This is a genomic window from Mesorhizobium sp. M00.F.Ca.ET.216.01.1.1, from assembly GCF_004010325.2.
In the GTDB taxonomy this organism is placed as follows: domain Bacteria; phylum Pseudomonadota; class Alphaproteobacteria; order Rhizobiales; family Rhizobiaceae; genus Mesorhizobium.
Genome location: NZ_SADR02000001.1, coordinates 115,852 through 135,621, shown reverse-complemented (window position 1 = coordinate 135,621; position 19,770 = coordinate 115,852). Strand labels below are relative to the sequence as shown.

Annotated in this window: 17 protein-coding genes and 1 tRNA gene; 9 read left to right on the top strand and 9 right to left on the bottom strand. The window is 60.8% G+C overall.

The window, feature by feature from the left end; genetic code table 11:
* Window positions 1-88: 88 nt before the first annotated feature.
* The 3 genes from EN859_RS00735 to EN859_RS00725 all read right to left on the bottom strand — a co-directional run bounded on the left by EN859_RS00735 (window position 89) and on the right by EN859_RS00725 (window position 2,941).
* Window positions 89-1,354: a glycosyltransferase family A protein gene (locus EN859_RS00735; RefSeq protein ID WP_189501598.1), complete on the bottom strand. Its 1,266-nt coding sequence runs from the start codon at window positions 1,352-1,354 to the stop codon at window positions 89-91.
* 200 nt (window positions 1,355-1,554) lie between these two features.
* Window positions 1,555-1,644: transfer RNA gene (locus tag EN859_RS00730), tRNA-Ser, on the bottom strand.
* A 160-nt stretch (window positions 1,645-1,804) separates the two neighbouring features.
* Complete coding sequence (locus tag EN859_RS00725) at window positions 1,805-2,941, bottom strand: caspase domain-containing protein (RefSeq protein WP_189501596.1); 1,137 nt, start codon at window positions 2,939-2,941, stop codon at window positions 1,805-1,807.
* 435 nt (window positions 2,942-3,376) lie between these two features.
* Here EN859_RS00725 and EN859_RS00720 point away from each other — a divergent pair, with 435 nt between their 5' ends.
* From EN859_RS00720 to EN859_RS00690, 7 genes are all read left to right on the top strand, one after another.
* A complete protein-coding gene (locus EN859_RS00720) occupies window positions 3,377-4,612 on the top strand; it encodes a septal ring lytic transglycosylase RlpA family protein (RefSeq protein ID WP_127851930.1) in 1,236 nt (411 codons plus the stop codon).
* Window positions 4,613-4,722: 110 nt separating this feature from the next.
* Complete coding sequence (locus EN859_RS00715) at window positions 4,723-5,883, top strand: D-alanyl-D-alanine carboxypeptidase family protein (protein WP_127851929.1); 1,161 nt, start codon at window positions 4,723-4,725, stop codon at window positions 5,881-5,883.
* A gap of 166 nt (window positions 5,884-6,049) precedes the next feature.
* Entirely contained in the window at window positions 6,050-6,724 is a 675-nt protein-coding gene (tmk, locus tag EN859_RS00710; protein ID WP_127851928.1) for a dTMP kinase, read from the top strand.
* Window positions 6,721-7,776 (top strand): DNA polymerase III subunit delta', encoded by a 1,056-nt coding sequence (locus EN859_RS00705; protein WP_127851927.1) that lies wholly within the window; start codon window positions 6,721-6,723, stop codon window positions 7,774-7,776. The genes tmk and EN859_RS00705 overlap by 4 nt, the downstream gene beginning before the upstream one ends.
* Before the next feature lie 96 nt (window positions 7,777-7,872).
* Window positions 7,873-9,426, top strand: a complete 1,554-nt coding sequence (gene metG, locus EN859_RS00700; protein WP_127851926.1) for a methionine--tRNA ligase — start codon at window positions 7,873-7,875, stop codon at window positions 9,424-9,426.
* The gene (locus EN859_RS00695) at window positions 9,426-10,220 is read left to right on the top strand and encodes a TatD family hydrolase (RefSeq protein ID WP_127851925.1); all 795 of its coding nucleotides are present in this window, start codon (window positions 9,426-9,428) and stop codon (window positions 10,218-10,220) included. Before metG ends, EN859_RS00695 begins: the two co-directional genes overlap by 1 nt.
* A gap of 3 nt (window positions 10,221-10,223) precedes the next feature.
* A complete protein-coding gene (locus tag EN859_RS00690) occupies window positions 10,224-11,042 on the top strand; it encodes an MBL fold metallo-hydrolase (RefSeq protein ID WP_127851924.1) in 819 nt (272 codons plus the stop codon).
* A gap of 43 nt (window positions 11,043-11,085) precedes the next feature.
* Here the strand turns inward: EN859_RS00690 and EN859_RS00685 are convergent, their stop codons facing one another.
* The 3 genes from EN859_RS00685 to EN859_RS00675 form a co-directional block, all read right to left on the bottom strand.
* Window positions 11,086-11,274 (bottom strand): hypothetical protein, encoded by a 189-nt coding sequence (locus tag EN859_RS00685; protein ID WP_127851923.1) that lies wholly within the window; start codon window positions 11,272-11,274, stop codon window positions 11,086-11,088.
* Window positions 11,275-11,755: 481 nt separating this feature from the next.
* Entirely contained in the window at window positions 11,756-13,159 is a 1,404-nt protein-coding gene (locus EN859_RS00680) for a bifunctional serine/threonine-protein kinase/universal stress protein (protein WP_127851922.1), read from the bottom strand.
* Window positions 13,160-13,172: 13 nt separating this feature from the next.
* On the bottom strand, window positions 13,173-13,913 hold the full coding sequence (locus tag EN859_RS00675; protein WP_127851921.1) for a metallophosphoesterase family protein: 741 nt from the start codon (window positions 13,911-13,913) through the stop codon (window positions 13,173-13,175).
* Between the two features lie 1,033 nt (window positions 13,914-14,946).
* On the opposite strand from EN859_RS00675, the gene EN859_RS00670 reads away from it, so the two are divergent.
* Together EN859_RS00670 and mazG are read left to right on the top strand one after the other, a co-directional pair.
* Window positions 14,947-16,131, top strand: a complete 1,185-nt coding sequence (locus tag EN859_RS00670) for an amino acid aminotransferase (protein WP_127851920.1) — start codon at window positions 14,947-14,949, stop codon at window positions 16,129-16,131.
* Window positions 16,132-16,214: 83 nt separating this feature from the next.
* Window positions 16,215-17,039 (top strand): nucleoside triphosphate pyrophosphohydrolase, encoded by an 825-nt coding sequence (gene mazG, locus EN859_RS00665; RefSeq protein WP_127851919.1) that lies wholly within the window; start codon window positions 16,215-16,217, stop codon window positions 17,037-17,039.
* Window positions 17,040-17,045: 6 nt separating this feature from the next.
* Here mazG and hflX read toward each other — a convergent pair whose 3' ends face one another.
* The 3 genes from hflX to EN859_RS00650 all read right to left on the bottom strand — a co-directional run bounded on the left by hflX (window position 17,046) and on the right by EN859_RS00650 (window position 19,692).
* Window positions 17,046-18,437: a GTPase HflX gene (gene hflX, locus EN859_RS00660; protein ID WP_127851918.1), complete on the bottom strand. Its 1,392-nt coding sequence runs from the start codon at window positions 18,435-18,437 to the stop codon at window positions 17,046-17,048.
* Complete coding sequence (gene hfq / locus EN859_RS00655) at window positions 18,438-18,683, bottom strand: RNA chaperone Hfq (RefSeq protein ID WP_006202172.1); 246 nt, start codon at window positions 18,681-18,683, stop codon at window positions 18,438-18,440.
* 145 nt (window positions 18,684-18,828) lie between these two features.
* Window positions 18,829-19,692, bottom strand: coding sequence for a D-amino-acid transaminase (locus tag EN859_RS00650; RefSeq protein ID WP_127851917.1), 864 nt, complete (start codon window positions 19,690-19,692; stop codon window positions 18,829-18,831).
* Between the last annotated feature and the right edge of the window lie 78 nt (window positions 19,693-19,770).

The following is a 19,770-nucleotide window of genomic DNA, read 5'->3' as shown; positions in this document are numbered from 1 at the left end:
TCGTTTTCTCCGCCGTGTTGGTGACACATGGGTGACGCAACCACTACAATTAGTACTGCTCGTCGATGATCGGGGCGAATTCGAGGCGTCAGGTGGTCGCCGCTGTCGGCCTGATCCGAGATGGATTGCCACCAACGTGGTGGATTTGAAATTCGACTAGACCTGTCGATGCCTGCCCCTCCAGCCAGTACTCGTCGATAGGGCTGCTTGTGCCTTCGTCAAACATTGCAAGCGCGCCTTGTTCGGGAAGCTGCGTCAGATAGGCTGCATTTGGTCCAAGTCTGTCGTCCATTGCTGCAAGATTGTCGAGCACCACGCGGTAGTTGGCATTCTCGCCGGAATCGACAAACTCATCGGTAGCGTAGTCCCAAAATTTCTTTCCGATCCCCGAGCTGCCGTCGTCGCTTCCCGGTTGGCGGGCCGCTTGCCTCACGTTGCGCAGGAAAATGGCAACGAATCTATTGACAAGCTTCGGCAACTGCACGGGCGAAAGCCAGAGCATTTTGGCGCAGTTCATCGCGACTGCAGCATATCGGTGCGTCTTCAGCCCGAGCCTGGCAATCTCGACATCGTTACTAAACATAAGGTCAAGCAAGACCGGTTTCACATCCTCTGCGCAGCGAGCAAGGAAGCTCTCGAGGATCATCCGTCGTGAGAGGAGCATTCGCACGAAATCTCGCGACATATTTCCGGGCGTTCGGCGGTATCCGACCAGGTGCTCCTCGACGACGCCGAAGCGGTATTTCGAGGCAATGCTCAGTTGGAGGAAGAAGTCCTCACAGCCCTCCGCACCACTCTCGCGCAGCCGCGAGGAGTAGCCACCCATTTCGAGGAGCACATCACGCCGGAACATTGCGGAACTGCCGTTACCTATGAAATTCTGGCCGAGATGCCGCATGAACACCCATCCATCCGGGTGCGTCCTTCTCGACGTGATGATCGCCATGTCATTGGCGTCGATCGTTCGGTAAAGCGTGTAGACAAGCCCGAGATCATTGCCAGCCGCAGCGAAAACACGCAGTTGCTTTTCGAGCTTGGTCGGGTGCCAGAGGTCGTCGGCGTCTGTGGGCGCTATATAGATGGCTTTGCTTGCACGCACCCCTGCATTGCGAGCCGACGCGACGCCACCATTCTTCTGCTGGAGCAACTTGATGCGCCTGTCGCGATCAGCCAACCGTCGGACGATCGATGCTGTTCCGTCAGTCGAACCATCGTCAACGACTACTATTTCAAGATTTTTATGTGTCTGGGCGAGCACGGACGACAAGGTGCGCTCGATGAATGCCTCTGCGTTATAGACAGGGATGATGACAGCCACAAGCACTGGGGCAGAGGGTTGTGCTTCGACCGTCAAACCTTCATCCCTTGATCCGTCTTGGACGAAGAGAACTATGGTCGTCCCAGATTGGTCGGAAATGATTTTCGGACGATACGTTACTACGAGAATCAAGCGCCCCTGAAGTTCGCAAAGACCTGACGAGAGCTACGGGATCATATAAAATAGTGGGCGCTGCGGTTCACAACGCGGCGGCTTCGCCGGATGGAGGTGGCCCTTGGCGGAGGGAGTGGGATTCGAACCCACGGTGGGCTTGCACCCACGCCGGTTTTCAAGACCGGTGCCTTAAACCGCTCGGCCATCCCTCCAAGGTGATTTTTCAGCCACTAGGCTGACATTTCCGATCTCTGAGATTTGTCGTTGGTACCAGAGGCCTTGAGATCGTTCGTGCTTCATTCCTCTAGGGCGCTGCCGAGGGCCAAGTCAACCTACCGCTGCAGCCTTCCCAAAAGAATGAACTTGCCGGGGCTATCCTCCCAACCTCCGCAACATCCGGCATGCCCCCCTCCTGCCTTCGCTGCAATTCTGCCGACAGCGTTTTATGTTGCCATCCCGACACCGGCCCTCCGAGGTGGTTGTGGTCGTCACCGGTTTTGACACACTCGACCGTTTCGGCTCAGCCGGTTTAGGCGCCAGCACGGGCTCAACGACAGGCTTCGCCTTCTTGGTCGACATTGAGGGAGTTTTCGTTCTGGGAACATTTGGTTTCCTGAGCTTCGAGATTCGGTCTTTGGCGATCTCGCTAAAGGTGCCTGCCGGGAAAGCTGCCAGATAGGCACGGAACATCTTTATGTCTGAAGTATTCTTGATCGAGCGCCAAAATTCGAGGTCGGCCGCATCGGATTCCATGGCCGGTTTCGAGTTCTGAGTTGTTGATTTCTCTTTCTCGGGGTCCGGCCGGAACGCAAATCCTGGCTCAATCAGCGACGAGTTGCTCCAGGGTACCTGCTGCTGTTCGGTAGCCTCCATGACGTCGGCTCGAACCCGTCGCATCAAAATCTCGATATCGATCTCCGATGTTGCAATATGCCTCAAGAGCGCGGCGGCAAACGGGCTATGGTCGCCACCTCCGTCGAGCGCGACGTTGCCTGGCTGCGTTGCAAAGCCGATATATACTCCTCTTCCTGCATCAACTGGCGCCAGACCGAGCCCGACACTGATGGCTCGGCTCTTTTTTGCGAGCGCCAGATTTTGAGCAAAAGGATTGTTGCGGCAGGCGTCCAGAAGAACAATCGCAGTGTTGTTTTCAACCGTCATGGCGTCGATGATGTCGTCAAGACGCTGCGCTTCAATGGCCAGGTCCGACGGTCGGCTCAGGCTCGCGTCCACGGGTATCAGGTAATTTGTGCCATTCGCCTGCAGGCCGTGACCGGGATAGTAGAACAATGACACATCACCTGACCGCAGCCGGCGGCTGAATTGCTCGATGGCCTCACGCATTTCATCATGGTTGACATCAAGATTGAGCGAAACGTCGAAGCCCAGATTTTCCAACGCGCGAGCAATGGCGACGGCATCGTTCCTGCCATTCGGAAGTGGAGGAGCGTACTGATAGGCTGAGTTGCCTATGACGAGCGCAAATCTGCCGCTAGACGGAATTGCCACTGTTCGTCGTGCGGCCAGATCATCCGTGACTATCTGCTAGCCATTGGCCTGCCCCCACAAGCCACCCACGGCAAGCAACAAGAACAGACAGAAGATGCGAAGCTTGAACAAGTCCGCCCGCCTTCCACAATCGACAGCTTGTAGATTAACTTTTTAGCTGATGCTTGGAAAGAGACGGTCCGGCGGCATCCGGCTCAGTTGGCCTCGGCCACAAGCCGATGGTCGAAACGGTTTGATTTTCACACGCCCGCCGCAATGGTCACGCCATAATCTCGCCCGGTTCCGGCCACAATCGGTTAATACCGTGATAAACAATTCCTGCGCACAAAAGGGATTGGGGATCGGGCGTCGCTGGCATTGTCGAGTGAGTGCTTTGGCTCTGCCGAGGTTTCAAATCGCGGCGCCTGTGGTGAGACTGTAGGGGACAATCGAAAAATGCAGACCACGGCGCGCCCGCGTCTTCGTCGCGCTTCCGCTTTCGCATTGTCCGCTCTGTCGGCTGTCTTGCTGGCGGCTTGCGCGGCGCCGCAGCCGAAGGCGATGGTCGATAGGAAACACCGCTCCAAGGAATATTTCTCCGAATCCGAATACGGCGTGAAGGCAAGTCCTCGTGTCACCTTCAAGACGGCGGGCCTGCAGCGTGGCGGCGGACGCGACCAGCTCGGCAAGCCCTATCAGGTGCGCGGCAAGTGGTATTATCCAAAGGAAGACAAGCATTACGCCAAGAAGGGTCTCGCCTCCTGGTATGGCGATGCCTTCCACGGCCGTTTGACCGCCAACGGCGAAGTCTACGACATGACGCATCTGACCGCGGCGCATCCGACCATGCCGCTGCCGAGCTACGCGCGGGTCACCAATATGGAAACCGGCAGTTCGGTCATCGTGCGGGTCAACGATCGCGGTCCCTATCACGACGGGCGCATCATCGATGTGTCGAAGCGCGCTGCCGAAATGCTCGACTATGCCAATATCGGTACGGCAGAAGTGAAGGTCGAATATGTCGGCCGCGCGCCGCTTGACGGCAATGACGACCAGTATCTGATGGCCTCCTATCATCCCGGCAATAGGGCGCCGGATCCGTCGGACGGCCTGCCCACCGGCGTCATGGTTGCCATGAACGGACCATCGCCGAGCCTGCCCGTCGTAGCTGCCGCCGTGCCGTTTCCCGGTCAGCTGACGAGTTCCGGCCAGGCATCCGAGGCACAGCCCGTCATATCGGCGCAGGCCGCGGCCTTTGGCGATATAACGCTACCCGATTTCGGCCCGATCATACCGGAGCGCCCGGAGATCATTCTGCCGGCGCAGTCGCCGTTCGCAGTCGCGTCAATGTCTTATGCAGACGAGCGTGTGCTGCGTGCTTCCAACGTCTTTGCCGCGCTGGACGGCGGCATGTCGCCAGCCGACGTCTTCCAGTCGTGGAAGCGGCAAGCCCCGTCGGCCGGCCCGCCCGCGGACTACGTGGCGGCGGGCTCGTTCGACGATGCCGCCCAGGCGAAACGGGTGGCGGCACAGCTTGCCGGCTTCGGCAAGATCGAGATCCAGCGTTCTGAACTCGACGGCAAGGACTGGTATTCGGTCAATCTCTATCCTGACGGCCATGGCAGCGTCGATGAGCTGCTGCAGGCGGCGTGGTCGCACGGTGCGCCGGATGCGCTCGTCGTTCGGAACTGACCAATAAACCACTGAAATCTGGCTTGTTTTTTCCATCGCGCGATTGATCCGGCGGGAAAAAGCCTGATAGCCTTTGTCGAGCTGCACGCCGGCTAATGGGTCGACCTCTCATGCGTTTTCGTTTTTTCTCCGGGCTGCTCCTGGGCTTTGGCCTCCTGCTGTTCCCATTGGCGCCGGCCAACGCACAGCTTTTCGAGACCAGGGCCGCGCAGGCTTTCATGATCGATGCCGAAACCGGCACGGTGCTGTTTTCCAAGGACGCCGACAGGCTGATCCCGCCGGCATCGCTGGCCAAGCTGATGACGATGGAAGTCGTTTTCAACGCCATCAAGTCAGGACGCATGACGCTCGATGATACCTACGTGGTCAGCGAAAATGCCTGGCGCACGGGTGGCGCGCCATCTGGAACGTCGACCATGTTTGCCAAGCTCAAGTCGGCGGTCCGGCTCGAAGACCTGATCCGGGGCGTAACCGTCCAGGCCGCCAATGACGGCTGCATCGTCATCGCCGAAGGCTTCGCCGGATCCGAGGCGAATTTCGCCGTGCAGATGACTGAACGCGCAAGGCAGATCGGCCTCGCGAAATCGACATTCATCAATTCCACCGGTCTGCCGGCCGATGGACAGCAAACGACCGTTCGCGAGCTCGCCCTTCTGGCGCTGCATATCTGGCGCGATTATCCCGATTTCTACCGCTATTACAGCCAGGCAGATTTCACCTGGAACAAGATTACCCAGAGAAACCGCAACCCACTGCTGGCGATGGATATCGGCGCCGACGGCCTGGCGGTCGGCGCGAACGAGGCATCCGGCTTCGGCATCGTTGGCTCGGTCAGTCACAACGGCACGCGGGTGATCGCGGCAATGAGCGGACTGGCAAGCGATCGCGAGCGCGCCGAGGAGGCGCGAAAGCTGCTCGACTGGGGCGTTCGCTCCTTCGAGAAGACCGAGATCTTCGCCAAGGACGAAGTCGTGGGTGAGGCAGAGGTTTTTGGCGGCGCGAAATCCGGCGTGGCCCTGAAAGCAAAGGGACCGGTGGACATCTTCCTGCCCGTCGCCAACCGCGACAAGCTGACCGCCAAGATCGTCTATGACGGACCGGTGGTCGCGCCGGTAGAAGAGGGGCAACCGGTGGGCGCACTGCGCGTCTGGATCGGCGACACGCTGAGCCAGGAGACGCCGCTTTTTGCGGCCGAGTCGGTCGGTGTGGGCACGCTGCGGCAACGTGCGCTCGACGCCGCCAAGGAACTGGCAGTCGGCTGGCTGCGTTAGCATCGACAGCGTGGACCTTTTCACAAGCCGGGGTTATGAGAACGCCAGCTGAAAGCGCAAAGGATGCGCTAACATTCTGAATATGCGCATGATCCCCCTCAAACCGAGTCCCGATTTTCGGGATCATGCGTTACGGTTACCGCGGGCATGGGCAGAGGCATTTCGATTGGCGAGCGGATTTTTCATCACCTTCGAAGGCGGCGAAGGAGCAGGCAAGTCGACGCAGATCGAGCGGCTGGCAAGGAAGATGAGCGCCAAGAAATACGACGTCTTCGTCACGCGTGAGCCGGGCGGCTCGCCGGGCGCGGAAGCGGTCAGGCACGTGTTGCTTTCCGGCGCTGCCGAACCGTTCGGCCCCAAGATGGAGGCGCTGCTTTTCGCCGCCGCGCGCTCCGACCATGTCGAGCAGGTCATCCGGCCGGCGGTCGAGCGCGGCTCCATCGTGCTTTGTGATCGCTTCATGGATTCCTCGCGCGTCTACCAGGGCGTCACCGGCGGGCTTGATCCCGCGTTCATGGACGCACTTGAGCAGGTCGCCATCAACGGCATGGTGCCCAACCTGACGCTGATCTTCGATATCGATCCGGCCGAAGGCCTGAGGCGCGCCACCGCACGGCGCGGCATCAACGATGACCCGGACCGCTTCGAAAAGGAAACGCTGTCAATCCACCAGCGCCGCCGCGAAGCGTATCTGGCGATCGCCGCCGCAGAGCCGGAACGCTGCGTTGTCGTCGATGCCTCCGCCGATCCGAATACTGTGGAGAATGTCGTCACCGCGGCCGTGTTCGCGGCTTTGGAAGCAAGGGCGCCGGCGCCCAAGCGGCAGGCAGCGCCGGTATGATCTTCGAACGCATAGCCCCCGAACAGCACGACACGCTGGACGGCGTGCCGGAGCCGTCCGAGACCCCGCGTCTTATCGGCCATGCGCAGGCAGCGAAGACGCTCGCCGCGGCCTATCGCTCCGGCAAGTTGCCGCACGCGCTGATCTTTGCCGGACCGGTTGGTATCGGCAAGGCAACACTTGCCTTTCACCTGGCGCATCACCTGTTGAAACATCCGGCCTTCGAGCAGGCGCCGGACGCCCTTGCCGTTCCCGATCCCGCCTCGTCGCTATTTCGCCAGATCGCCAGCGGGGCGCATCCGTCGGTGCTGCATCTGACGCGCCCAGCGAACGACAAGACGAAGAGCTTCAAGACAGTCGTCACCGTCGATGAGATCCGCAGGGTCAGCCGTTTCCTATCGCTGACCTCGCACGACGGCAGCTACCGCGTCGTGATCGTCGACCCGGCCGACGACATGAACATCAATGCCGCCAATGCTTTGCTGAAGAATCTTGAAGAACCGCCAGCACGGTCTCTGTTCATCCTTATCGTTCACGCCCCGGGCAGCCTGCTGCCGACGATCCGGTCGCGCTGCCAAATGATACGGCTGACGCCGCTCGATGCCGAAAGCCTGATGGCCGTGCTGGGAAGCATCGAGCCGCCGCCGCCGGAGGATCCCGCGGCGCGTGCGGCGCTGGCCGAGCGGGCAGGGGGCAGCGCACGCAATGCGATCCTGTTGACGCAATATGGCGGGCTGGAGATCGCTGAAACGCTCGACGCCCTGGTGGCGGCAAGAAAGGCCGATGTCGCGGGCGCTTACCGGCTTGCGGAGGCGGTCGCCGGTCGCGACCAGGCGATCCAGTTCGACATTTTTAATCGCCGCGCCCTCGACCTGCTATCGACGGGTGCGAGCCGAGCCGCGCTGGCCGGCGATCTGGCGCGGGCGAAAACACTGTCCGATACTTGGCACGAGGCGCTGAACGCTATATCTGAGACCGATATCTACAATCTCGACAAGAAGCAGCACGCCTTGACCATGATCGACCGCTTGAATTCTGCAATGCGAATGTAACGTGTGTAACGGGCTTCAGCCTCGGGATGGCAATCGCCGCCTCGATGCGATATCCACCGCCACGCCTTCCATTCAGACATTCATGACGGTTCATCCATGTCACGCGACAAATTCTACATTACGACCGCGATTTCCTATCCGAACGGCAAGCCGCATATCGGCCATGCCTATGAGCTGATCGCGACCGACGTCCTCGCCCGCTTCCAGCGGCTGGACGGCAAGGACGTCTTCTTTCTCACTGGCACCGATGAGCACGGCATCAAGATGCTGCAGACGGCGAAGAAGGAAGGCGTTTCGCCGCGTGAACTGGCGGACCGCAATTCAGCCGACTTCCAGCGGATGGCCGTTGCGCTTAATGCTTCCAATGACGATTTCATCCGCACCACCGAAAAGCGGCACTACGCAGCCTCTCAGGCGATCTGGAAGGCGATGGCTGCCAATGGCGACATCTACAAGGGCGGTTATGCCGGCTGGTATTCGGTACGCGACGAAGCCTATTACGGCGAAGAGGAGACTGAGCTCCGCGCCGACAATCTCCGTTACGGTCCGCAGGGAACGCCGGTCGAATGGGTTGAGGAAGAAAGCTATTTCTTCCGGCTGTCGGCCTATCAGGACAAGCTCCTGGCACTTTATGAAAGCCAGCCCGACTTCATCGGCCCGGCCGAACGGCGCAACGAGGTGGTCAGCTTCGTCAAATCGGGACTGAAGGATCTGTCGATCTCGCGCACCACGTTCGACTGGGGTGTTCCAGTGCCGGGCGACGAGAAGCATGTGATGTATGTCTGGGTCGACGCTTTGACCAACTACATCACCGCTGCCGGATATCCCGATGAGAACGCTGACAATTGGCGCTTCTGGCCAGCGAACGCGCACATCATTGGCAAGGACATTGTGCGCTTCCACGCCATCTACTGGCCTGCCTTCCTGATGTCGGCAGGAATCGAATTGCCGGGCCGCGTCTTCGGCCACGGCTTCCTGTTCAACCGCGGCGAGAAAATGTCGAAATCGGTCGGCAATGTCGTCGACCCGTTCGTGATGATCGAGCACTACGGCCTCGACCAGGTGCGCTATTTCTTCATGCGCGAAGTGCCGTTCGGGCAGGATGGCAGCTACAGCCATGAAGCGATCGTCAACCGCACCAATGCCGATCTCGCCAACGACCTCGGCAATTTGGCGCAACGCTCGCTGTCGATGATCGCCAAGAACTGCGACGGCGTGGTGCCCAGGCGCGGCGAATTGAGCGATGCCGACAAGGCGATCCTCGACCAGGCAAGTGCTGCCCTGGTCACCGCGCGCAAGGCGATGGCGGAGCAGGGCATCCATCTGGCGTTGGCGGCGATCTTTGGCGTGGTGGCGGAAGCCAACCGCTATTTCGCGGGGCAGGAGCCGTGGGCGCTGAAGAAGACCGATCCGGCGCGCATGGAAACCGTGCTGTGGACCACGGCCGAAACAATCCGGCGTGTGGCGATCCTTTGCCAGCCCGTCGTCCCGACCTCGGCGGCGAAGCTGCTCGACCTGTTGGCGGTGCCGGCTGACAGCCGCGATTTCGCGCATGTCGCCGAAAGCCACGCGATGGTTTCAGGCACGGAACTGCCGACACCGCAACCGGTGTTTCCGCGCTATGTCGAGCCAACGGATACAATCGCCTGATGCTGGTCGACAGTCACTGCCATCTCGACTTTCCGGATTTCGCCGAGGAGCGGGCGGCGATCGTTGCCCGCGCAACGGCGGCTGGAATTGGCCGCATGGTGACCATCTCGACACGTGTGAAGCGGTTTCCACAAGTGCTTGAGATCGCAGAGGCTTTCGACGAAGTCTATTGCTCTGTCGGCACCCATCCGCACAACGCGGCCGAAGAGCTTGATGTGACGGCTGACGATCTTGTCCGGCTGGCCGCTCATCCGAAAGTGGTGGCGATCGGTGAGGCCGGACTCGATTATTTCTATGATCACGCACCGCGCGATGCGCAGGCGCAAGGCTTTCGCACCCACATCACCGCTGCCCGCGAAACCGGCTTGCCGCTGGTCATTCATTCGCGCGACGCCGACGACGACATGGCCGATATCCTTAAGGACGAAACAGGGAAGGGCGCCTTCCCCTTCATCCTGCACTGTTTTTCGTCGGGACGCAGGCTGGCCGAAGTGGGCGTGGCGCTTGGCGGCTACGTTTCCTTCTCTGGCATCCTGACCTTCAAGAATTCGGCCGAGCTGCGCGCCATCGCGACCGATGTGCCGCACGACCGCCTGCTGGTCGAAACCGACGCGCCGTACCTGGCGCCGATCCCGTTTCGCGGCAAGCGCAACGAGCCCGCCTATGTCGCGCATACCGCCAAGGTGCTGGCTGAGACGATCGGCGTTAGCGAGGCCGAGGTTGCGGCGATCACCACCGACAATTTCTTCAGATTGTTCAGGAAAATGCCGCGCCCGAGCGCGCCGGGCGCCTGAAGCATGAGCGACCGGCTGCGCCTCACCATTCTCGGCTGCGGCTCATCGCCCGGCACGCCGCGCATCACCGGCGACTGGGGCAATTGTGATCCGGCCAATCCGCGGAACCGGCGCATGCGCACCGCCGCGCTCGTCGAACGGATCGCGGCGAACGGCGCCCGGACCACCGTCGTCATCGACACCGGGCCGGATTTCCGCGAGCAGATGCTGCTGGCATCGGTCAGGCATGTCGATGCGGTCGTCTATACGCATCCGCATGCCGATCATATCCACGGCATCGACGATTTGCGCGGCTTCGTGCTCGAACAGCGTCAGCTGATCGATATCCATGCCGACCGGCCCACCATGCTGCGGCTGCGAGAGGCATTCGGCTATTGTTTCGAGACGCCGCAAGGCAGTTCTTATCCGCCCATCGTCGAGCCGCATATCATCGACCATGCTAGACCGGTGGTGATCGAGGGCGAGGGCGGTGCCCTCGCCCTCGAGCCGCTGCCGCAGATCCATGGCGACATTATATCGCTTGGTTTTCGTATCGGCGGGCTCGCCTACTGTCCTGACATAAGCGATTTCCCAAGCGCCACCGCCGAGCGCCTGCGTGGACTGGAGGTGCTGGTTATCGATGCCTTGCAATACAGGACGCATCCGAGCCACCTGTCACTCGGCCAGGCCCTCGGCTGGATCGAAAAACTGGCGCCGAAAAACGCCGTGCTGACGCATATGCATGTGCCGCTCGACTACGCTACGGTGATGGCCGAGACGCCGGCCAACGTCGAACCGGCCTATGACGGCATGACGATAGAAATCCCTTATGGGTTAGCATGATAGACACAGTTTATCGTGGCTGGAAGCTGGCTTCCGGCTCCAATCAGCCGATTTCGCCTGGGCTGCCGCACTGACCGGTGAGCCGCTGAAGCGCGCCGACTCGCGGCAGATCCGCGACGAGAACGGCTTCGCCATTGGTGGCGTTACTGATTGGCCATCTGATCGCGATCCCGGTCTTGCCGACGAAACGCTGCTCGGCTTCGACCCCGTCCGGGCGGCAGCCGGCGCACATGACGCTGTATTCGCCGCAACCGCCACATGCAGGGCCAAGGCAGCGCAGGCTGTCGTGGCAAAGCTCGCGGCCTGAAGTCCGGTACGCCAGCCTTACGTCGGTGTCGGCGCTTGCTGGCAATAGAGGCAAGCCTCTGACAGCGTTATGGAATTCCGCCCAGCTACAGTATCCATCAGTTCCATAATCTATCTTATGCGACTTTCTGACGTAGCAGCTATATAGAAATGCGCGTTTCGCTCCACAGATGCTCATATGCAAGCAGGTTAGCCAGGGCCCAGCGGCAGCCGGCATCGTTGGGATCGAGCGCTACCGCCTTCCGCGCCAGCTCCATGGCAAGGCTGCGATCTGGTTCCATCGGTTATGCGACTTTCGGATGGGCGGAAATGTCAGCAGCTGACGATTCCTCTCCCATCTGAATCCCTGCCTCTCTCATATGAATCCGCGGACGGCTGAGACCAAGCCGACAGTCAATTCCGGTTCGCTATCGCTTTTGTTCCTCGATCGCTTTCAATCGCACGACCGAAACCGAGCAAAGGGCCCGCGCCACGACTTTGGTTGAGACACTGCCGAGGTGCCGGCGAATGGCCGAAGACGCTCGAGCGCCGACGACGATGTGTCCGACATCGTTGTGCTCCGCATAGTTGAGGATCGCGTCGGCGGGGCTGACAGCCTCCAGCACATGATAGCTGATGCGGTCCTCCGGGAGGTGAAGCGGACGCGCCCAGTCCTTGAGCGCAACGAGCCGCTTCAGATAGGCCGAGCGTCCCGATTCATCCGCCGTCGGAGCATCGCCAATGATCTCGGTCTTCAGAACGGTCACGCAGGCTAGCCAGGAATCTTCCCGCGACGCAAGGACATGCGCGGTTTCATTCAGAACCTCGCTTGCCAGCGCATCACTTCCGTTGGCCAGGTCGACAGCCGCAAGAACGATCGATGGCCCGGCCTCAAGCTTTGAACTTTTCGATCTTCCCACAAGCGACTTGTCATCCGGCTTGCGGAACAGATTCCTGATCGCGGCCCACGCTCCCGTGTGCCCTACCCGGTGCCGCCTGGTCACCACGACCTGATCGGGATTCCTTAGATCGGAGAGAACGTGTGCAGCGTCGACATATCGATCAGACCTGTCCACTTCCATGCACCGCAGAATGATCGCCTCCAGCCACCGCGGAATGGCGCCGTTTATCTCTCGCGGCGCCTTGGGAGCATGATAGAGCCTCCGCTTCATCCCCGCGAAAGTCGCTGGCCGCCCGAACGGCTCTTCTCCCGTTGCCAACTTGTAAAGGATGCAACCCAGCGCAAACAGATCGCTTGCGGGATCGCCCCTTTCCCCAAGCACCTGTTCCGGCGAGATATAGGCGGCGCTACCCATCGGCACCGAGCTTTCCGCGCCGAGAAGATCAGGAAGCTCCGCGTGCCGGGCGAGTCCGAAATCGAGGAGCACGGCGGCCCGCTCGGCAAGAATGACATTCTCGGGCTTGAGATCGAGGTGGACCACCTTTTGACGATGCAGGGCGGCGAGTGCCTTCGCGATTTCGGCTCCGATCCTTGCTACCTCGTCAGGCGCCTGCGGCGCATCGCGGATCACACCCGCCAAGCTCCGACCAGCAACGAACTCCATCGCTATGTAGGGAATCCTCGCCAGGCTGCCGGACGCCGCGAAACGCGGGACATGTGGTCCCGACAGGCGCTTGAGGATCAGCTCTTCCATCTCAAAGCCGAGAATGACGGAAACATCCCCACCCGGATCGAGAAAAGGAAATTTCAGCACAAGCGGGAAATCGAACTGCTGGCTGGTTGCGCGCCAGAGTTCGGCCATGCCCCCTGACGGCAGCTTTTCGACCAACTCGAAACCGTCAATGATTGCCCCTGGCTCAAAGCGTTGCACTGATCGCGTCTCCTTAGCGGCCGATTTTCAATCGCATTCCTAGCCACGCGGGCAGGCCAAAGGCTGCGATCTTGCGCGCCGTCTCCTCGTGGTCATAAGGCACACGGATCATCGAGACCTCGTGCCGCTCCGTGTCGACAAGGGCGAAGCAGGCTGCTGGATTGCCGTCACGCGGCTGGCCAACCGCGCCGACGATAACAAGATGCCGGCTCAATATGGAAAAGGGCACCGCCACATTGTCCAGCGGCTTAAAGTAGATCGGTCGGCGACCCGGCAAGGCGTAGTAGAGAGCCGGGATGTGGGTATGGCCGCAGAAAATGAAGCGAGACTTGCTTGAAGACAGGCAGCGATCTGCCGCGTCCACGTCGCGTATGTACAACCATTTTCCCGGCCGCTCCGCACTGGCATGCACGTACAGCCGGTCCTCTGATTGGAGCGAAAGCGGCAGCCGCGCCAGGAAATCGACATGCACCGGGGCGAGGCGTTCGCGGGTCCACCGTGAAGCGACCCGCGCATTCTCCGTCATGTCGCCCCGGTTCAGCGCTACCGCCTCGTCGTGGTTGCCCATGATGCAAAGCGCGCCCTGATCTACCAGATCGGCGGCCTTCTCGACCACATAGACAGGATCAGGCCCATAGCCGACCAGATCGCCGAGCAATACCAGCTGGTCCGTTCCGCGCTCGCGAGCAGCCTCCAAAACGACGTCGAACGCCTCGCGATTGGCATGGACGTCAGACAGGATCGCGATGCGCATTCTGTTTCATCGTGGACCTTTTGTGGCGTGGCGTCACGCGTCGACGGTCGTGCGAACGAGCCAATGGTGTCGCATGCTATCCAGGGTTCCGGCAAGGATGCCGATCGTCTCCTGCTGCAATTCGTGGTTCATCACACCATCCTTGTCTATCCTAACTAGCTTTGCTTTCTGACAGTTGCGGCAGATCGAGCGATCTCAGCCGTTGTCGGCACCTACCCGCGTTCAACAATGAATCCATTGATCCTAGTCAATGAATTTCAGGATGATGATGGTTAATAATGCGTTGTTAGCGTCCGTCGGGCTATAAAAATGATATGCGCACCGACATTTTGGACAACAACCAAAATACAATTAGCAAGTTTCGCATCGCTAGTGGAAAATAGCAAGTAAGTCTATGAAATCAAATAGGTGTTTGTGTTCGGCACTTCAGCGCCGCCAAGAAGGGTCAGTGAGATGCAGGTTGGAAATGGAGTACTTAAACAGAACGTGTTAATACTCGCGATGGCCGCATCCATCACGATAACTGGGTGTTCGCAAAGTGGCAAACTGATCAACGTTTCGGGTCATCCATATGCGACGGAGGCTGACTGCCGCCGGACCGTGTCGCTCGGCGAATTCGATGAGATGTGCGATGAGCCACGCCTTGGTTTCAAGAATTTTTCGCCTCCATCTATTGGCTTCGGATTCCAGTCGGGCGAATGGCACGGAAAACCTGATCCAAGCTAGCCGTCCCGGGGCGGATTTCATTGATTACAATCAGTTGGGCGGAACCAGCGTTATCTTCGATGGGAAACGCACGAGTTGCTGAGCATCTCAATGAGTACGCAGGTCGGCTCGGCACTGTATTTATGTAACAAAACCTTGCCTGTCTGCGACGCAGGGCCATCCTGAAAGCGCGGAACGTCGATCAGGCTCGGTTCAAATTGGGTTGGGAGCCGTCGCCATGCTAATGGCTTTCGGCCTGATGCAGATGAAACCGCTGGCGCTGCACGGCTGATTTGCGTATCACTCCGCCGCCAACGGAACCATATCGATGTTCGAAACCCTTCAGCCTGCCCCCGCCGACAAGATCCTCGCTCTGATCGGCCTCTATCGCGCCGATCCGCGGCCCGACAAGGTCGATCTCGGCGTTGGCGTCTACAAGGATCGCGACGGCACGACGCCGGTCATGCGCGCCATGCGCGAAGCAGAAAAGCGTCTGCTGCAAGGCCAGGATACCAAGACCTATCTCGGCCTTGCCGGCGACACTGCCTTCAATGCCGCGATAACAAAGCTCGTCTTCGGGCCAAAAGCAGAGCTCTCGCGCATTCGCGCGGCGCAGGCGCCTGGCGGCTCCGGTGCGCTGCGGCTGGTGGGCGAACTGCTGAAAAGGACACGCTCCGACGCCACGATCTGGCTGTCGGACCCGACATGGCCGAACCATATGCCGGTGATGCGCGCCGCCGGTCTGCAGATACGTGAATATCCCTATTTCGATGCCGCCTCCGGCGCGGTGCGATTCGAAGACATGCTGGTAGCGCTGCGAACCGCAAAGAGCGGCGATGTGGTGCTGCTGCATGGCTGCTGCCACAATCCGACCGGCGCCAATCTGGATGCCGCGCAATGGGCAGCGGTCGCCGATCTTGTCGTCGAGCGCGGCCTGCTGCCCTTTGTCGACATTGCCTATCAGGGTTTTGGCGAAGGCCTCGACGCCGACGCTGCCGGCTTGCGTCTGCTGGCCGCAAAGGTTCCGGAAATGGTGGTTGCGTCGAGCTGCTCGAAAAACTTTGCCGTCTATCGCGACCGGGTCGGCGCGGCGATGATCCTGGCCAAGGACGGCGCCCAGGCGGATGTGGCGATGAGCCAGATGCTCTCGGCTGCACGCGCCATGTATTCGATGCCGCCGGATCATGGCGCGGCCGCGGTGCGCATCGTGCTTGAAGATGCCACTCTGCGCGCCGACTGGGAATCAGAGCTCGAGGAGATGCGGCTACGCATGCTCAGGCTTCGCGTGCAGTTCGCCGAGGCGCTGCGGCGGCAGTCCAATTCCGACCGTTTCGACTTCGTCGCCAGCCATCGCGGCATGTTTTCCCGCCTCGGTCTGTCTGAGGCGCAGGTCGAGCGGCTGCGCGCCGAGCACGGCGTCTATATGGTCGGTGACAGCCGCATCAATGTCGCAGGCTTGCCGGAAGACGGGATGGACGCGCTCGCCAAGGCGATTGTCTCCGTGCTCGACTGATACGGCCGCGCAACTGTGGACAATGCGCCCTCGCCAGCTGACGGCATTGGCCGCGTAGTGGCACGCACGATAGCATTCGCCCGATGAAACCTTCGAGAGACATTTCCCGGCTGATCGAGATCATGGCAGCGCTGAGGGCGCCGGAAACCGGCTGCCCGTGGGACATCGAGCAGGACTTTTCGACCATCGCGCCCTACACGATCGAGGAAGCCTACGAGGTGGCGGACGCCATTGCGCGCGGCGATCTGGACGATCTTCGCGACGAGCTCGGCGACCTCCTGCTGCAGGTCGTCTACCATGCGCAAATGGCCGAGGAAGCCGGCGAATTTGCCTTCGGCGACGTGGTCCAGGCCATCACCACAAAAATGATCCGCCGTCATCCGCACGTCTTCGGCGACGAAGAAGCGCGTAGCGCCGGCATGGCCAAGGGCATGTGGGAAAAGATCAAGGCAGAGGAGAAGGCGGAAAAGCGAAGCGCCCGCCTCGCCCGCGGCCACGACCCTGAGGACCACGGCAAAGGTTTTCTCGACAGCGTGCCGGTCGCCCTGCCCGCGCTGACCCGGGCGCTCAAGCTTCAGGAGAAGGCTGCGCGGGTCGGCTTCGACTGGAGCGAGGCTGCACCTATCCTCGACAAGATCGAGGAAGAGATCGGCGAATTGCGCGAGGCCCTTGCCAACGGCGACACCGCGCCGATCAAGGACGAGTTCGGCGACATGCTGTTTGCCGTCGTCAATCTCGGCCGTCACCTCAAGCTCGATTCCGAAGCGGCGCTCAGCGGCACCAACGAGAAATTCCGGTCGCGCTTCCACTATGTCGAGCGGGCGCTGGAAGCGTCCGGAAACACGCTCGAAAAGGCGACGCTGGACGAGATGGAAGCGCTCTGGGAGCAAGCCAAGGGCGCGAAGTAAACCGGCTTACTCGTTGTTTTTACGGTGCAATCGGCTCTCGATCTCTTCTCGGGCGCTGTGCGTGGCCTTGAGTGAGATGGTCACGCTACCATCGTCGTTGTCGGCGCGCGAGGTGACGTCGCCATTGCGATAGAGCCAGTCGACGAGGCCGAGCTGAGCCGGCTTGAGCGTCACTGTCAGCGCCTCCAGCTCGCCCGACATCCTGGTCTCGATGACCGCCTTCAGCACATCGATGCCTTCGCCGGTGACGGCGGATATGGCGATCGGCGGCGTCTTGTTGCCATCCGCGCCATCGGCAAGAAGCCGAGCCCTGTTGCCTTCGTCGAGCAGGTCGATCTTGTTCCAGACTTCGATGACGCGCTTGCTGTCGCCGGCATCAACGCCAAGGTCAGCGAGGATGCGCTCGACATCCTCGGCCTGCGCGGCCGTATCGGGATCGGAGATATCGCGCAGATGGATGACGAGGTCGGCCTCGACCACCTCTTCCAGCGTCGCCCGGAAGGCCGCGACCAGATGCGTCGGCAGGTCCGAAATGAAGCCGACCGTGTCCGAAAGGATGATCGGCGTGCCGTGCGGCAGGCGCACGCGGCGCAGCGTCGGATCGAGCGTGGCAAACAGCATGTCCTCTGCCAGCACGCCTGCTCCGGTCAGCTTGTTGAACAGCGTCGACTTGCCCGCATTGGTGTAGCCGACGATGGCCACCACCGGGAACGGCACCTTCTTGCGCTTGGCGCGGTGCAGGTCGCGGGTGCGGCGCACCGTTTCCAGCTCGTGCTTCAGCTTATTGATCTTGTCCTGCAGAATACGCCGGTCCGATTCGATCTGCGTTTCGCCGGGGCCGCCGAGGAAGCCGGCGCCGCCGCGCTGGCGCTCGAGGTGGGTCCAGCTCCGCACGAGCCGGCCCTTCTGGTAGTTGAGGTGCGCAAGATCGACCTGCAGCGTGCCTTCCTTGGTCCGGGCGCGCTCGCCGAAGATCTCCAGGATCAGCCCGGTGCGGTCTAGCACCTTGGCGTTCAACTCCTTTTCGAGATTGCGCTGCTGCACCGGCGTCAGCGGGTGATCGACAATCACCAGTTCCGCCTGGCGTTCCCTGACGATCTCGGCAAATTCGGCGACCTTGCCGCTGCCGAGCAACGTCGCCGGGCGCGGATCATTGACGGTCACCACCGCCGTATGGATCGGGTCAAGGTCGATGGCGCTGGCAAGTCCAACCGCCTCGTCATGGCGGGCCTCGGCCGAACGCGTCAGGCGCGGACGGCTGGTGTCGTCGTCGCCGCGCGGCTGGCGGGTAAGCACGGGCACGATGACGACGGCCCGGGTCGGACCTTCGGCTTCGGTCCCCGGTTGGTGTACTGGTTTTCCACGAACGCGACGGTCCGCGTCTTTCTCACGTGCCAATCAGGCGCCCTGGCTTTCCTCGCCATCGAACATCTGAACCGGCTGGCTCGGCATGATCGTGGAAATGGCGTGCTTGTAGACAAGCTGGGAATGGCCGTCACGCCGCAGCAGAACACAGAAATTGTCGAACGAGGTGACCACGCCGGTCAGCTTCACGCCGTTGATGAGGAAGATGGTGAGTGGGTTCTTGCTCTTGCGAACTGAATTCAGGAACAGGTCCTGAAGGTTTTGCGATCGTTCCGCCATTGTTCTTGTCTTTCGCCGATCCCCTTCGGTTTGCAGGCCAATGCGCCAAATTAATCGGCACCTGTCAAGCGCGCAAACACCCTCTTGTCGTCAGTAACGACAAGCAGAACGAGATATATTGATGTTCATTCCACCTGTGCGGTTATCAGGCTGGACTTTTTTCCGCAACGTCAAAAAAGGCTTGCCGCAACGAAAGTGTTATCGAGCCCGGGTGGCCATTGGCGACGGGAACCCCGTCGATTGCCACGATCGGCATGGCAATCGTCGTCGCGGAGCTGATAAAAGCCTCGCGTGCCGCCTTGGCCTCGGCAACCGAAAACCCTCGCTCCTCGATCTTCAGGCCAAGCTTGGCCGCAACCTCGAACAGGGTCGTGCGGGTGATGCCGCGCAGGATGCCGTGCTCGGCCGGCCGGGTCACCAGCACGCCGTCCCTGGTGACGATCCAAGCGTTCGACGATCCACCTTCCTTGACGGTGCCGTCGGCATCGACGAACCACGCTTCCTGGGCGCCGGCTTCCTTGGCCTTCTGCTTGGCGAGCACATTGGGCAGCAGTCCGACGCTCTTGATGTCGACCCGATCCCAACGATTCTCCGGCACGGTGATGACCTTGATCCCGGTCTCGGCCCTCTTTGCGGCAGCAGCGGGGTCGGCCTTCCTCGCGGTCACCACCAACGAGGGCTTCGTGCCAGCTGCCGGGAAAAAAAAGTCGCGGCTAGCGACGCCGCGCGTCACCTGGAGATAGACCAGGCCGTTGAGGACATGGTTGCGGCGCACCACCTCGCGCATGATGAGCGGCAACACGCCGCGCGTCACCGGCCAGTCGATCGACAACTCGGTCAGCGAACGGTTCAACCGCCCCAGATGGCGCGGCATGTCGACGACGAAGCCGCGCGCCACCTCGCAGACCTCGTAGACGCCGTCGGCGAATTGGTAGCCGCGATCCTCGATATGCACGGAAGCGTCGGCATGAGCGACATAGCGCCCGTTCACATAGGCAATGCGCGGCATGGATTACCCCTGGAGAAGTCCCGGCTTTCTTATGCGATTCCGCGGCCGCCGTAACCGGTAATCGCGTGGGCCAGGACC